At 39.8% G+C, this 13,766-nt stretch carries 13 protein-coding genes; 8 read left to right on the top strand and 5 right to left on the bottom strand.

Annotated features, from left to right (window positions below; translation table 11 throughout):
• Positions 1 to 10: 10 nt before the first annotated feature.
• Positions 11 to 523, top strand: a complete 513-nt coding sequence (locus tag QL989_RS08795) for an MgtC/SapB family protein (protein WP_198523105.1) — start codon at positions 11 to 13, stop codon at positions 521 to 523.
• A 13-nt stretch (positions 524 to 536) separates the two neighbouring features.
• Here QL989_RS08795 and QL989_RS08790 read toward each other — a convergent pair whose 3' ends face one another.
• The gene (locus QL989_RS08790; protein ID WP_290169806.1) at positions 537 to 1,766 is read right to left on the bottom strand and encodes an EAL domain-containing protein; all 1,230 of its coding nucleotides are present in this window, start codon (positions 1,764 to 1,766) and stop codon (positions 537 to 539) included.
• A 129-nt stretch (positions 1,767 to 1,895) separates the two neighbouring features.
• Positions 1,896 to 2,906, bottom strand: coding sequence for a helix-turn-helix domain-containing protein (locus QL989_RS08785; protein ID WP_290169804.1), 1,011 nt, complete (start codon positions 2,904 to 2,906; stop codon positions 1,896 to 1,898).
• 128 nt (positions 2,907 to 3,034) lie between these two features.
• Between QL989_RS08785 and QL989_RS08780 the strand changes: the two genes are divergently transcribed.
• Positions 3,035 to 4,942 (top strand): beta-ketoacyl synthase, encoded by a 1,908-nt coding sequence (locus tag QL989_RS08780; RefSeq protein WP_290169802.1) that lies wholly within the window; start codon positions 3,035 to 3,037, stop codon positions 4,940 to 4,942.
• Positions 4,943 to 4,994: 52 nt separating this feature from the next.
• Here QL989_RS08780 and QL989_RS08775 read toward each other — a convergent pair whose 3' ends face one another.
• The gene (locus QL989_RS08775) at positions 4,995 to 6,179 is read right to left on the bottom strand and encodes a heparan-alpha-glucosaminide N-acetyltransferase domain-containing protein (RefSeq protein WP_290169800.1); all 1,185 of its coding nucleotides are present in this window, start codon (positions 6,177 to 6,179) and stop codon (positions 4,995 to 4,997) included.
• Between the two features lie 202 nt (positions 6,180 to 6,381).
• Here QL989_RS08775 and QL989_RS08770 point away from each other — a divergent pair, with 202 nt between their 5' ends.
• Positions 6,382 to 6,756 carry a hypothetical protein gene (locus tag QL989_RS08770; RefSeq protein WP_010389876.1) on the top strand — a complete coding sequence of 125 codons (375 nt, stop codon included), beginning with the start codon at positions 6,382 to 6,384 and terminating at the stop codon, positions 6,754 to 6,756.
• On the opposite strand, the gene fghA is transcribed toward QL989_RS08770, so the two are convergent.
• On the bottom strand, positions 6,710 to 7,552 hold the full coding sequence (gene fghA / locus QL989_RS08765; protein ID WP_054200850.1) for an S-formylglutathione hydrolase: 843 nt from the start codon (positions 7,550 to 7,552) through the stop codon (positions 6,710 to 6,712). The genes QL989_RS08770 and fghA overlap by 47 nt on opposite strands.
• Positions 7,553 to 7,610: 58 nt before the next feature.
• The gene (locus QL989_RS08760; RefSeq protein WP_138608554.1) at positions 7,611 to 8,732 is read right to left on the bottom strand and encodes an S-(hydroxymethyl)glutathione dehydrogenase/class III alcohol dehydrogenase; all 1,122 of its coding nucleotides are present in this window, start codon (positions 8,730 to 8,732) and stop codon (positions 7,611 to 7,613) included.
• A 130-nt stretch (positions 8,733 to 8,862) separates the two neighbouring features.
• Here QL989_RS08760 and QL989_RS08755 point away from each other — a divergent pair, with 130 nt between their 5' ends.
• From QL989_RS08755 to QL989_RS08735, 5 genes are all read left to right on the top strand, one after another.
• A complete protein-coding gene (locus QL989_RS08755; protein ID WP_290169922.1) occupies positions 8,863 to 9,735 on the top strand; it encodes a LysR family transcriptional regulator in 873 nt (290 codons plus the stop codon).
• 136 nt (positions 9,736 to 9,871) lie between these two features.
• On the top strand, positions 9,872 to 11,089 hold the full coding sequence (locus QL989_RS08750) for a lipoprotein-releasing ABC transporter permease subunit (protein WP_290169796.1): 1,218 nt from the start codon (positions 9,872 to 9,874) through the stop codon (positions 11,087 to 11,089).
• A complete protein-coding gene (gene lolD / locus QL989_RS08745; protein WP_010389881.1) occupies positions 11,082 to 11,780 on the top strand; it encodes a lipoprotein-releasing ABC transporter ATP-binding protein LolD in 699 nt (232 codons plus the stop codon). Before QL989_RS08750 ends, lolD begins: the two co-directional genes overlap by 8 nt.
• Positions 11,770 to 13,014 carry a lipoprotein-releasing ABC transporter permease subunit gene (locus tag QL989_RS08740; protein WP_076920259.1) on the top strand — a complete coding sequence of 415 codons (1,245 nt, stop codon included), beginning with the start codon at positions 11,770 to 11,772 and terminating at the stop codon, positions 13,012 to 13,014. Before lolD ends, QL989_RS08740 begins: the two co-directional genes overlap by 11 nt.
• Positions 13,015 to 13,112: 98 nt before the next feature.
• Entirely contained in the window at positions 13,113 to 13,586 is a 474-nt protein-coding gene (locus tag QL989_RS08735; protein ID WP_290169793.1) for a DUF1456 family protein, read from the top strand.
• Positions 13,587 to 13,766: the final 180 nt, after the last annotated feature.

Raw genomic sequence — 13,766 nt, 5'->3', positions numbered from 1 at the left:
AGGATATTAAGTGACATTTTTAGATTTTATCGATGTAGCGCCATACTCATGGGCAGCTATTGGCACCGCCGCTTTTTGTGGCGCTATTATTGGTATAGAGCGTCAATTGCGCGGTAAACCTGTGGGTATTCGCACATCAGCATTAATAACGTTAGGCACATATTTGTTTTTATCTACGGCGTTTAATTTACAAGGGGATGTGATTGATCATTCTCGTGTAGTGGGGCAAATAATCACGGGTATTGGGTTTTTAGGCGCAGGCGTTATGCTGGCAAAGGATGGTGCCGTGGTAGGGGTTACCTCCGCGGCTACTATTTGGGTGCTTGCGTCTATTGGGGTGATGATCGCAACCGAAAACTTAGGTGCAGCAATTAAGCTTTCTGTATTGGTGGTTGGTATTTTATATGGTGTTGATGTACTCGAAGCTAAGTTTAAAAGCCTCAGCAAAGGTGTACATGCTAAAGTAAAAAGTTATCACAAACGTTATTATCGAAAAGACAGTATAGATAGCGAACGCCACTAAATAGTGGCGTTTTTCATGCGGACAATGTTGCGTTTATTGCGCTAAGTGCATCGTTAATTGGTGCGGGCCGGCCAATAAAATAGCCTTGTACACTGTCTACATTGAGCTTTCTTAACGAGTTGAACTCCTGTTCGGTTTCAATTCCTTCGGCAACAATAGTGCAGTCGATTGCTTTTGCAAACCCACACAGCGCTTTTGCCAGCAAAAATTTACGTTTGTCAGTGTTTATATTTTGTGTGAGGCTAATATCTAATTTAATAATATCGGCTTCAAGCTCTAGTATGTGCTGAAATGATGAAAAGCCTGCGCCTACATCATCAATAGCTAAGCGAAGCCCTCTTTTTCTGAGTGGGGTAAGTGCTGTCCGCATTTTTTCGTAGTCGGAAATTGGTGAATGCTCAGTAATTTCTAATACTAGCCTAGTGCAGTCAATGTTTTGTAATGTATTTTCAAGTGCACCGCTTAGGATATGCGATGGTGAGCAATTAATAGCAATGTAAGTTGAATTATTAAATTTGGCTATGTTGGTGACTGCATTTTTAATGGCTAGCATTTCTAAAGCTTCATTTAAGCCAACCTTTTTTGCTTCTTTAAACCATACATCAGGAGTTTTATAAGGTGTAGTAAAAAATCGAGCAAGTGATTCAAAACCCGCAACTTTATTATTTTTTAAACTGAAAATAGGTTGATAGTAAATATTTAAATCATTATCGGTAATAATTTGCTGAATAACTGATTTAGTGTGATTGCGCGATACACGTTTGGATAAATTTATTTCAATTAAGCCTGTCGCTATTTCCGAAATAAGATTTAAAAACGATAAATCGCGATCGTTCAAGCTCTCATCATGGTGTGATTTATAACAACAAAAAGTACCGTATAATTTACCGTTTGACAGGTTGATAGGTACACCTATATAAGAGCCTATACCTAACTTTTTGGTTACCGGCATAGCCTTGGTTATTGGGTTTGCGTTGGTATTAGTAATAACAGGGCTAAGCTTGTCATCGGTGATTTTTTGACAATACGTTTCATCAATCGGATCGGCATTACCCACTTTAACAATTTGGTTTTCAGAGGGATTATCGACCACTTTAAAAACCCGCTCATCGTTAATAAATTCAGATATAAAAGCAACATCCATATCTAAATGTTTACGAACTAACGCAAGTAAGTTAGCTAGCTTAGCTTCAATGGATACGTTATTGTGTTGATCGACAAGCAGCTTGCTAGATTTATCCATCGGCTATTTCTCTATTTGAATTCAAATTAGCTTAGTGAGTAATACTATAATTTATATATATAAAAAGATCTAATCAAGGCTATATCCATCTTTGCTAACCATCAAACGTGAGCATGGTATAGTCAAACCTTAACCAAATAATTTTCGCCTGACTACTTTACGGTATTCGCTGGGTGTTTGGCGTAATACTTTTTTAAATACTCGGGTTAAATGCCCTTGGTCATTGTAGCCAACCTCCAATGCAACCTCTTGAATTGATAAGTTAGTTGAGGCCAATAAGTCTTTAGCACCTTCTACTCGTAGCTGTTGCCAATACTCGATTGGACTTTGGTTAGTGGCACTTCTAAAGCGACGGGTAAAGGTGCGATAACTTAGATTAAATTGAGCCGCAACCTCCTGTAAATTAAGTTCACTGGCTAAATTTGTTTTTAACCAAAATTGCATTTGTGCAATCAGCTCATCTGGGTGCCTATCTACCGCACCCTCTAAGTAACGTTGATCTTCATAGGGTTTACGAATTTCATGGGAAAAATTGCGCTCTACATGTTGCGCTGCTTCTTTACCATAATATTGACTAATAATATGCACGATAACATCAGCAAGTGCATTTAAACTGGCTACGGTATACATACGCTCTGACTGGGTAATAAAAAAATCCGGTTTTAAATTTACATTCGGGTAGTCATGCTTAAACTGCTTAGCATAATGCCAATGGGTAGTAGCGGGGTGCCCGTCAAGTAAACTAGCCTCTGCAACAAAGCAATTACCTGTGCCTACTCCAATTATATGACTTCCTACGGTAAAGCTCTCGATCAGCCAAGTGACTAATTGTCGATTAGCGCGTATCACAGGGCGAGGGTTACGCCAAATGCCTGGCACTATCACTAAATCGCAATAAGGAGAGTTTTCACTTGTACAATCTGGAATAATTGACAGTCCAGTTCGCGTCTTAATGGCATCACTATTTTTAGCCACTAAATGAATAGCCAGAGGTTTAAAGCTGTTTTTATCACTATGGCCTTTAGCAAAAGCCTCACCCGCACGTAGCATTTCAATCGGTAGTGTCAGACTGGTTACCAGCAAGTGTTCAAACACTGCAATACCAATATTTATGGGGGGAGTTAATGGGTTGTTGCTCATTGTGAATGCTCCGACCAGTTGTTTTTGGCCTTTTGTGCCGCTTATTTGGCTATTAAAGCACAAAGATATCTCTATAATCCAATTAAACTAATGTCATATTCTTATAACACGCATTTTAAAGGTAAATTATGACTGCATTACCCGTTATTGTAGGCATGGGAGGCATTAATGCCGCTGGCCGTACTTCTTTTCATCAAGGTTATCGTCGTATCGTGTTAGATAGCTTAGCGGCGCAAGCTCGCCAAGAAACGTTTTTAGGCCTTGCCACATTAATGAACTTGGTGACTACAGTAAACGGCCAACTTGAAGACAGCCAAGGTAATCATGTTGAGCAAAGCGACATTGAAGCACGCTTTGGTGAGCAAATTATTGCTGGTACATTAATTCGAAAAATTGAAAAAGAACATTTTGATGTTGATGCTACACCTTGGCAGCAAAAAATGACGTTAACGGCTTCAGATGATAGTGCAATTGTGTTTGAAACACGTCGTCGTGACTTACCATCGCCTTTACCAAGCAATTGGCAAATAGATGACCTTGATAACAAAAAAGTAAAAGTCACGATTGCTGCTGAGCTTGACGTAAAACATGACTCAACCCGTGATAATCCGATTAAGTCGGCTGGGCAATTTCCAACCGGGTTTGATCCTGCCATTATGTATAACAGCCGCTACCAGCCGCGAGGTTTACAAGCGACCATATTTGCTGCCACCGATGCAATAAAATCAACAGGACTTGATTGGCAACATATTATGAATAGCGTAGAACCTGACAAAATTGGCACCTACTCAGCCTCGGTTATTGGTCAAATGGATGATAAAGGCTTAGGTGGTTTAGTTAAAGCACGCCAGCAGGGCGATCGTGTTAGTACTAAGCAATTAGCGCTGGGTTTAAATACAATGACGACCGATTTTATCAACGCCTATGTTACCGGCAATGTAGGGACAACTTTTTCAACTTCAGGCGCATGTGCCACATTTTTATATAACTTGCGCGCTGCCGTTAACGATATTCAAGCTGGGCGGACCCGTGTTGCAGTGGTTGCCAGTGTTGAATGTGCGATTACTCCAGAAGTGGTTGAAGGTTTTGGTAATATGAGTGCGCTGGCTAATATTGAAGGTTTGCGCCGTTTAGATAATTTAGCCAATGATGACGAGCCTGATTATCGTAAAAGTAGTCGTCCATTTGGTGAGAACTGCGGTTTTACCTTAGGTGAGGGTGCTCAGGTTGCTATATTAATGGATGATGCACTGGCTCTGGAACTCGGTGCAGATATTATGGGCAGTGTGCCGGATGTATTTGTGAATGCCGATGGAGTTAAAAAGTCAATTACCTCACCTGGGCCTGGCAACTACATCACCATGGCGAAATCAGCAGCACTTGCTACTAGCTTGTTAGGTAAAGAGGCCTTGCAACAACGTAGCTTTATTTTAGCGCACGGCTCAAGTACGCCACAAAATCGTGTTACTGAATCTTTAATTTATCATAAAGTAGCGCAAACATTTGCTATTGATAACTGGAAAGTGACTGCGCCTAAAGCCTATGTAGGCCATACTATTGCGCCTGCTAGTGGCGATCAGCTTGCCATTGCGTTAGGTGTATTTAGTCATAATATTATGCCAGGTATTACCACCATTGATAAAGTAGCCGACGATGTTTACAGCGAACATTTAGATATTCGTAATAGCCACTATGAGTGTGGTGATATGGATATTGCGTTTATTAACTCAAAAGGCTTTGGTGGAAATAATGCAACAGCGACTGTGCTGAGCGCAAAAGTAACCATGCAGATGCTTGCTAAACGCCATGGTGATGCACTGATGAACAGCTATGTTGAAAAACATAGCCAAGTAAAAGATGCACAGCATACTTACCAAACGCAAGCCGATTTAGGTCAATACTCGCTAATTTACCGTTTTGGTGATGGTTTAATTGATGAAAATGAGATTGTTTTAGATGAGCACAGCATTACACTGCCAGGCTTTGAAAAAGCAATTACATTTAGTACAACAAATTCCTATCAAGATATGTTCTAAGCACACATACTTGTTAGCAAGGCGCTTTTATAGCGCCTTTTTTAATGTTTGTTCAAATATACTTAGTAATTAAACTGTGTTTATTTTTTTGCTTCCATGCTAAATAATAATTGGCAAGAACGGCCGTTAAGCCAATTACGACTGCAATAAATAGCAGTGTTGCAACATAGCTCATACCGTATCCAATTGGTAAACCCACCAGTGTTTCGCCATAAGTCATATCAGAAAAACTAAAGCCTAAAACAGGGAGAAGTAACCAACTTATTGCATGCAGTAAATACAAGTGGGCTAAGTACGAGAACATACTGGTTTTACCCAATACTTGTAAAAACTTTGGCGAAAAATCACTTTTTAGCTTACTCAATAGTTTAAGCATAATTAGGCCTATACCAACGGTTAACAACATAAACTGCAGGGAAAGTGGGTATTTGGTCGGGTTTAAAAATGACATTATAGTGAGTAAATAAGAGTCACTAATCGTAAATATTGACGCGTCACCATAAAGATTAAAGCCACGCAAAAGCGTATATAAAACTAGGCAGCTTACACCCAAAATTAAGCCATAATCCATAACTCGGTTACTGTATTGCTTGGCTTTGTAATAAACACCTGCACAATAGGCTAACGCCATTAACCCAACAATAGGAGCTACGGGGTAGGTGGTTCTAATTTTAAAGTTAAAAGGAAGTTCGAGTACATTTTTCTGATGTAAAACAGACCATATCGTATTTGCGATTGTATTTGGCTCAAAGTTGACGGCATCAAATAAGTTGTGGCCAAATACTAGAATTAAGCCCATGGCAAAAATTGCATACAGACCGATTAAGCGTAAAAGCCCTAGAATAATAAATCCCCAACCTATCGCCCAAATAACCTGAGCGTATAACATTGGAAACAGTGGATTAAAGCTCCAAGACCATGACACAATAGTAAATTCAAATAATATAAGCACTAGTCCACGTATAATTAAACTTTTTGAAAAAGCTTGCGTGGAAGTGTATTTATGCTCGGTTATCGCAGCTGAAAGGCCCGCTAAAAATACAAATAATGGCGCACAAAAGTGCGATATAAAACGAGTGAAAAAAGTAAGCGCATCTGTTCCTGGTATGGTCATGGGATCGGTCACTGAATAATTTAGACAATAATACATGCCGTGATCAATCACCATAAATATAATGATAAGACCTCGGAGTAAGTCTATATGGTGTAAACGATTTTGAGATAAAGGGAATGACATAAATATGCTTTGGTATGGATGAAAAAACGAGTTTAATTATATGTTATATTATATCACTTTGCGAGAATGATAATAAAATACTTTAGTATAAATTATGTTGTAAACAATTTTCACTTACTAACAGATTTTTACAGTTTTACTTTTTTAATGGAGTTACTCTATTAACTAAATAGTTAAAGTTGAAGCTACTAAAGGGTTAAACATGAAAAAAATATTTTTTTTATCACTACTGCTGATGCTTAATGGCTGTACATTTTTTGGCGTTATGTTGGATGGACAAGCAGCCTCAAATGCACAAGAAAATCAGCGGATGAAAAATCCAGCTCGGTCTACTCCTTATGAAAATCCATTTGAGCCAGTTCCCGTTGATAAGGACGGATTTTCTTTTGCAGAGCTAGGTTTAAAAATAGACTCTGCAGTATTTAGTTTAGTAAAAGGAGATGACGGTGTGATTAGAAAATGTAGGCAGGTTACTAAGGTCTTAAAAGAATGTGTAGAAGTAGATAAATCTACTCTACACAGTAATGAATCTAAGCAGTTAAAAACTGATGATGAAATAATAAGTGTTGGTCTATAAAACTACTAATGAAATAGTAACTATGGTCGTAACCAGCTTGCATTTCGAGTGTTAACGGATAGCCTTTCTGTGTAGCTACAGTTACTAACTTTTGTGGCTTAAGTTGCTCATCTAAAAAGTTATCTGCATCACCTTGGCTAACCAACATAGGTAAATAATCAGCTTGTTTGGCTTGTTGCATTAATTCGCAGCTATCATATTCTGCCCAGACTGATTTATCAGTACCTAAGTAGCCAGTAAAGGCTTTAACACCCCAAGGACAATCTATCGGGTTTACAATAGGGCTAAATGCTGTAGCGCTGGTATAAGCTTTAGGATTTTTAAGGGCAATCATTAATGCGCCGTGGCCACCCATAGAATGCCCAGAAATTGCTTTTTTAGTTGTTACTGGAAAATGTTGCTCTATTAATGCAGGTAGCTCCTTCACCACATAGTCGTACATATTAAAATGAGTATTGTAAGGTGCCTGCGTTGCATTGACGTAAAACCCTGCACCTTGGGCAAAATCGTAGCTATCTTCGTTAGGAACGTTTTCACCACGCGGACTGGTATCAGGTGCGACAATAGCAATGCCTAGCTCAGCCGCTTTTTTAAACGCGCCTGCTTTTTGCATAAAGTTTTCATCAGTACAGGTTAATCCTGATAACCAATAAAGTACTGGTACTTTATTTTTTTCACTGGCGCCTGGTGGTAAAAATACCGCAAAACGCATGCTGCAATGGGTGCTTGAGGAAGTATGGCTATACTGCTTATGCCAGCCACCAGCCACTTTTGCTGTTGAGATATTTTCTAACATAACAATCCTTAAAAGCCGTTACTTAATAGCAACGGCTGGTAATGGTGATTAAAAGAAATTAGTAATGAATAACAGTACGAATACTCTTACCTTCGTGCATTAAATCAAATGCATCGTTAATTTCTTCAAGGCTCATGGTGTGGGTAATAAAATCATTAAGGGCGAATTCACCCGCCATGTAGCGTTCAACAATTTCAGGAAGTTGAGAACGACCTTTAACGCCTCCAAATGCGCTACCACGCCATACACGGCCAGTAACAAGTTGGAACGGGCGAGTTGAAATTTCTTGGCCAGCACCAGCTACACCAATAATTACAGATTCTCCCCAGCCTTTATGACAACACTCAAGGGCAGAGCGCATTACATCAACGTTACCAATACATTCAAATGAGTAGTCAACACCGCCGTCGGTCATCTCTACAATCACTTCTTGAATTGGCTTGTCGAAATCTTTTGGATTAATTAAGTCGGTAGCACCGAGTTTAGTCGCAAGATCAAACTTAGAGGTGTTAATATCAATACCAATAATACGGCTTGCACCAGCCATTTTGGCGCCAATAATGGCCGACAAACCAATGCCACCTAGACCAAAAATTGCCACCGTATCGCCCGTTGTTACTTTTGCCGTATTTGTTACAGCGCCCATACCGGTAGTGACACCACAGCCCAATAAGCAAATTTCTTCTAAAGAGGCTTCTTTATTTACTTTAGCTAGTGAGATTTCAGGAAGTACTGTGTACTCAGAAAAGGTCGACGTCCCCATGTAGTGATAAATAGGTTGGCCGTCTTTGAAAAAGCGGGTTGTGCCATCTGGCATTAAGCCTTTGCCTTGTGTTTCGCGTACAGCAGAGCACAAGTTGGTTTTACCTGAAGTACACATTTTGCATTCACCACATTCTGCAGTGTATAGAGGAATAACGTGATCGCCAACTTCTACACTTGTAACGCCTTCGCCCACAGCGTAAACCACCCCAGCACCTTCATGGCCTAAAATAGCGGGGAAAATGCCTTCTGGATCTTCACCTGATAAAGTAAAAGCATCTGTATGGCATACACCTGTGGCAGTAATTTTTACCATCACTTCGCCTTTTTTAGGCATCATCACGTCAACTTCTTCAACGCTTAAAGGCTGATTAGGGCCCCAGGCAATCGCTGCTTTTGATTTTATAAATTCAGACATGTGTATATCCTTTGTAGTGGTTTGAATATCAATTGTAGACCCAAACTGTTTGGGTGATGTGCCTATTGTATTTATTTCTATAACAATGATAATCTCTAAATTAATAAAACACTTTTACAGTTTGGTAATAATAATGCGTTGGGAAGGGATTGATGAGTTTATTGCTGTTGGCGAAGAGGGAAGTTTCACTCAAGCTGCACAGGCGTTGGGTCTATCGGTTGCCCATATTAGCCGCCATGTTACTAAGCTTGAACAACGGTTAAATACCCAACTTTTAACGCGTACGACCCGAAAGGTGGTATTAACCAAAGAAGGTGAGCAGTTTTTACACCAAGTAAAACATTTACAACACGCCATGGATGAAGCCACTCAGGGGCTCGCGTCTGTGCAAACATCCCCTAAAGGTAAAATTAAATTAACCGCACCGGTTATGTATGGTGAAAGTTTTATTATGCCGATAGTGCATTCGTTTATGCATGATCACCCCGAGGTAGAAGTAATCGCAACGCTCTCTAACGAGCAAGAAAACTTGCTGGAGGGTGGCTTTGATTTAGCGATTCGATTAGGCCATTTAAAAGATTCGAGTTTAAAAGCGCGACGCTTGAGCTCTCGGCGATTTATTATGTGTGCTGCACCAAGCTATTTAGCGCGTTTTGGCGAACCCCATACGTTAGGTGAACTTAACCAGCATCAATGCTTAATTGGTAACAGTAGTTATTGGCGAGTAAATGAAAACGGTCGTGACAAACATATTAAAGTAGCTGGGCGGTTGCATTGCAATAGCGGTTGGGCACTGGTTGACGGCGCTAAAAAAGGGTTGGGTATTGTTCAGTTGCCGGATTACTACATAGAGAATGAGATAAAAACAGGGCAGTTAGTACCAATATTAACAGCTTATCAACCTCAGCAAGAGGGGGTGTGGGGGCTCTATCCTCCGCGGCAATTTGTTGCTACTAATGTACGGGTATTACTTGATTATTTAGTAACAGGGTTGAAGGTTTAGCTAGGTTTACGGATTTGCTCATAATATAGCCAAGTATAAGATTTATAAATTATTTCTTACATTTATGGTGATATTCAATTGCGCTGAGTTCGTGCTACTATAAAGCCACACTTTTAGCATTAATGTTTTAATTAATATGTTTCAACCTGTTAGCCTGTTTATCGGATTTAGATATAGTCGCTCTTCCAAAGGCAATGCGTTTATTTCGTTTATTTCTTTTTTTTCTATTGCAGGTATAGCGATTGGTTTAATGGCGCTCTTTACAGTAAGTAGTGTCATGAACGGTTTTGAAAGCAGCCTGAAAACGAATATGCTCGGGCTCATTCCACACGTTGAAGTGCAGGCAAAACAACACTCTAAAGCGCAAATGAATACTCTTAAAGCTGATCTTGAGCAATCACCGTATGTTGAACATGTTAGTTTATACCGCCATGGTGAAGCCATACTGCAAACCAATAAAGACCTGCATGGTGTGTTACTGCAAGGGCTCTATGATAATAATGACTCGCTTTATAAAATCACAGACAAAGTAGTGCAGGGTAATTGGCAAAGCGTATTAAATAATAATTACCACATTGCTATTAGCCGCTATTTAAGCCGTAAACTCGGCGTTGGTTTAGGCGACAAACTGCGCGTTATTATGCCTAATGCATCTACTTATACACCCCTTGGTCGTGTTCCTAGCCAACGTTTATTCAAAATTGCTGCTATTTATGAAACTGGTTCAGAAATTGACATGGGACTGGCATTTACCAGTGGTGTGTCATTGCAACGAGTATTAAAGCAAAGTAGTTCTACACCCCCTAATTTAAGTGTGTCACTGCATGAGCCATTTGCACTTGATGAATTTATTCAAGACAGCCAACTTATTCTGAAGAATTTTAAATACACCGATTGGCGCAGTAGCCAAGGCACTTTATTTGCCGCTGTGGCGATGGAGAAACGCATTATGTCTATGTTATTGGGCTTAATCGTGCTGGTGGCGGTGTTCAATATTGTGTCGGCGCTCACCATGATGGTGAGTGAAAAACAAAGCGAAGTTGCGATACTGCAAACACTGGGGCTAACGCCAAGCCAAGTACAAACTGTATTTATGGTTCAAGGTTTATATAACGGTGTGATTGGTACGGCAGTAGGTGCCTCTTTAGGTATTTTATTTAGCTTATATATTAATGAACTGCTGGCGTTGGTTGGCTTAAATTTATTATCGGGGATTTCACTTCCGGTCAAATTTGATGTGCTTAGCTTAAGTGTGATTGCGCTTTTAAGCTTAGCAATGAGCTTTTTAGCGACTTTATATCCCGCGCGCCAGGCCGCTAAAGTAAACCCAGCCGAGGTATTACGTTATGAATGATTTAGTGATTAGTTGTGAACAAATAAGTAAAGTGTACCAAGACGGGCAAAACCAAGTTGAGGTATTAAAAGGGGTTGATTTAGCCCTAACCCAAGGTGAAATGCTAGCTATTGTAGGTAGCTCAGGTTCAGGTAAAAGTACCTTATTGCATATTCTGGGTACCTTAGATACCGCCAGTTCTGGCAGTGCAAAAATCAAAAACCAAGATGTGGCTAAACTGTCTCGCAGCCAACAAGCCGCGTTTAGAAATCAAAACTTAGGGTTTATTTACCAATTTCATCATTTATTAATGGAATTTAGTGCGGTTGAAAATGTTGCTATGCCACTGTTAATAAAAGGCTTGAGTGCCAAAGAAGCAAATGTAAAAGCGCTCGACATGCTCGATAAAGTCGGCCTTGCGCACAGAAGTAGCCATAAACCGTCGGCACTTTCTGGTGGCGAACGCCAACGTGTTGCCATAGCGCGTGCTTTAGTGACTGAGCCTGCACTGGTTCTTGCAGATGAGCCAACGGGTAATTTAGATAAGCAAAACGCGATTAAAATTTACGATTTAATTAATCAGCTAAATAAAAGTTTAAACACCAGTTTTGTGGTGGTGACTCATGATTTAGAGCTTGCCGACAAGCTGGGTAAAATAGCGTATTTAGATGATGGTAAATTATCAATAAAAGAGTCAAACCATGTTGCTTAGTGCCTTTATAAGTAAACGTTTCAGAGCCTATTCAGGCCATAAAGATGAAAAAAACGCGTTTGTTAGTTTTATTGCTAAGGCATCTACTATTGGTATTTTACTTGGTGTTGCCGTTTTAATTGTGGCGTTATCGGTGATCAATGGTTTTGAACAACAATTGGTTCATCGTTTATTAAGTGTAGTGCCACAAGTTGAATATGTAGCACCAAGCAGGCCGATTGCTGATTGGCCCAGCAAAGTCGAAAAATTAAAACAGCAACCACAAGTAACAGGAGCAGCCCCATTTATAGCAGTAAATGGTATGGCGCAATTTAAAAGCCAATTAAAAGCAGTTGAAATACGAGGTGTTGAGCCTTCGCTAGAGAGCGACGTATCAGCGGTTAACCAATTTACACAAGGTAAATTAGTCAGTCAGCTAGCACTTGAGGATGTTATTTTAGGCAAGCAAATTGTCACTCAACTTAATATATCAATAGGCGACAATGTCACTTTATTGATCCCACAAATTAGTGAAAAAGGACAATCATTACTTGCGCCCAAACGGGTTACGTTAACACTCGCAGGCATTATAGAAATGGGCGGGCCTATTGATAGCAGTGCCGCGTTTATTCACCTTAGCAAAGCACAACAAACCTTAGGTTACGATCAAAGCCAAGTAACCGGCCTACGTTTACGGGTTGATGATGTGTTTGCAGCGCACCAAATAGCGTTGAGAGTAGGGCAAACTGTTACTGATTACGTGTATATATCGAGTTGGTTTAGAACCCAAGGCAGCTTGTATCAAGACATTCAAATGGTGCGCACGATTGTTTATATTGTGGTGTTTTTAATTATTGCAGTCGCCAGTTTTAACATTGTTTCGTCATTAGTGATGGAAGTGCGCGAAAAAGAAGGCAATATTGCCATTTTAAAAACCATGGGTGCCAAAGACAGTACCATATTGGCTACTTTTGTAATGCAAGGCTTAACTCAAGCATTTGTTGGCGTAGTTTTAGGCTCTATTATTGGCGTTATTCTAGCAATCAATATTAGTGAGCTCTTTACTTGGCTGAGTTTATTGCTGGGTGAAAATCCGCTAGAAGGTGTGTATTTTATCGAATTCTTACCGAGTAAATTAGTTTGGCAAGATATAGTGTTAACTGTTATTGCCACCTTTGTGCTTGCAATATTGGCGACGCTGTATCCAGCATGGCAAGCAACACGTGTTGATCCGGCAAAAGTATTGGGTAATTAAACACAGTATTTAATAGGGCGCTTAGTGTAACTCTGATAAACTGCGCCGCTATTAAACAGCTTTTGTTTGCTGAGCACTTATTTTACCTGGGATTTACTTTGACAAATAACGATATTTTACGCCGTATTCGCTACACCTTTGATTTAACCGATTCAGCAATGGTTGACGTGTTCGCCGCTGCAGAGCACAGCGTCAGCACAGAGCAGGTGATTGCATGGTTAACTAAAGAGGGCGAGCAAGGTTACACCCCAATAAGTGACACCGAATTTGCGGTATTTTTAAATGGCTTTATAAATACCAAGCGCGGTAAACGTGACGGTGAGCAGCCAATCCCAGAGACTAAATTAAACAATAATATTATTTGTATGAAATTACGTATTGCTTTAAATATGAAAGCAGAGGACGTAATTGCCACACTCGCATTAGTTGATTTTGATTTAAGTAAGCATGAACTCAGTGCATTTTCACGTAAAGTTGAAAACAAACATTACCGTGTGTGTAACGATCAAGTTTTACGTTTATTTTTAACCGGTGTGCAGCGTACTTTTCGCCCAGATGGCGAAAAAGCTTAATGTATTTTATGGAGGTTGGTTAGCAACCTCCATTAAACCTCTTAAACGAACTCACTAAAATCTACGCTATTATCAGTCTTACCCCTTCTACAACTTCAGTCTCATAAAGCATTTTATATTTTTGCGCTCGTAAAAACGTAGAGTCGTATTTTGTTTTACTATTTTTAATACTTTTAACGT

It is taken from the genome of Pseudoalteromonas sp. APC 3224, assembly GCF_030407535.1.
Taxonomy (GTDB): domain Bacteria; phylum Pseudomonadota; class Gammaproteobacteria; order Enterobacterales; family Alteromonadaceae; genus Pseudoalteromonas.
The sequence above is the reverse complement of the archived record's forward strand: the minus strand, read 5'-3'. Positions and strand labels throughout refer to the sequence as shown.